At 49.6% G+C, this 1,176-nt stretch carries 1 protein-coding gene; it reads right to left on the bottom strand.

Annotation, left to right across the window (positions count from 1 at the left end; translation table 11 throughout):
- Window positions 1-159 precede the first annotated feature (159 nt).
- Window positions 160-1,176: hypothetical protein (locus QVO99_RS10200; RefSeq protein WP_288177179.1), on the bottom strand; the 1,017-nt coding region annotated here is incomplete at its 5' end.

Raw genomic sequence — 1,176 nt, forward strand, 5'->3', positions numbered from 1 at the left:
AACGGCCAAAAGACCGATTTGGGATAATAATATGGATTGCTTTTTTCCTACAGTAACCTGGTCGTTGTTTATCGCCAAACGTTCATTAGGCAGTTTGGGGATTTTATGACTGCTTGCAGTCTTTCGTTTTTTATAAGATCTCTTTTGTCAGTCAGGAGGTTATAAACCGGCTTTGATCTCCCATTCCCCTTTTTCAGAAGTAACCTTGATGATATTGACACCTTTGATATTCTGCAATGGAATGGAAGCCAGATGACTGTCAGGACGGGCAGAGTTGATTCTGCGGCCGGCAGCATCGTATACCTCAATGGCGGTAATCCTCTCGCCACCCACGGTGGCAAGGTTTATGTATCCGGCGTTGCGCTCCATTATTATGCCCGGCTTCTTTATCATGCTCTGGCTGACAGAGGCAGAATTCTTGTCGTCAGTAATACTGAACACGTGCCATCCGCCATTTGGCTTTAGGCTCGACATGGATGCAGAACCAAGCATCAGTCTGCCGTCAAGAACCTCAAGATTTCTTACGCCATACTGCTGAGCATTGTTGAAGCCGTTCTCGGTGATGTATTTCGGAGCCTCTTCCTCGTCGGTCATGCGCAGAAGTTCAAAGCCCTCGTCATTCGCGTCAAGGCCGGTGAGCAGTTTCGACAGTGTGGCAAAGCTTGCGTCGCCCACGAGGTTCGAACCTGCAGCATCGGCAAGGTTAGACAGGTCCATCGTACCTACATACATATTGCCGTCATATTCCTGGATTGCCCATATATATATGGTCCAGAGGTTTCCAAAGCCTCCTCGTCCCCACTTGGCTTCCAGTCCGCTAGGTTCCAGTTCCCAGTTTTCAATTTTTCCTTCCTTGTCGTATACAGGTTTCGGGTTCGTAGTGTCACCATAGAGCAACTCATAGTTGTTGTCTTTGTCGATGCGCCAGAACGACGGTGTGCGGTAGTTGCCGAGAATGAAAGCCAGGGCGTCAGGCGAGGTCAGCGATCCGTATGTTGCCTGTGCCGTAGAGAGCACATAATAGTTAGGACAGAACACTCCCCAATACAGATGGTTGCGCCACTCATGGAATCCGGCGACGGAGGTAATCGAACGGCCGAGCGTTTTTGTCGGCTCCGCCACATCACTTGTCCATACTTTAGGCCACATCTCGCTGTCGATGCTGACTGGAGTGAA

This window comes from Prevotella sp. CAG:592 (genome assembly GCF_000436015.1).
GTDB classification, from domain to species: Bacteria; Bacteroidota; Bacteroidia; order Bacteroidales; family Bacteroidaceae; genus Prevotella; species Prevotella pectinovora.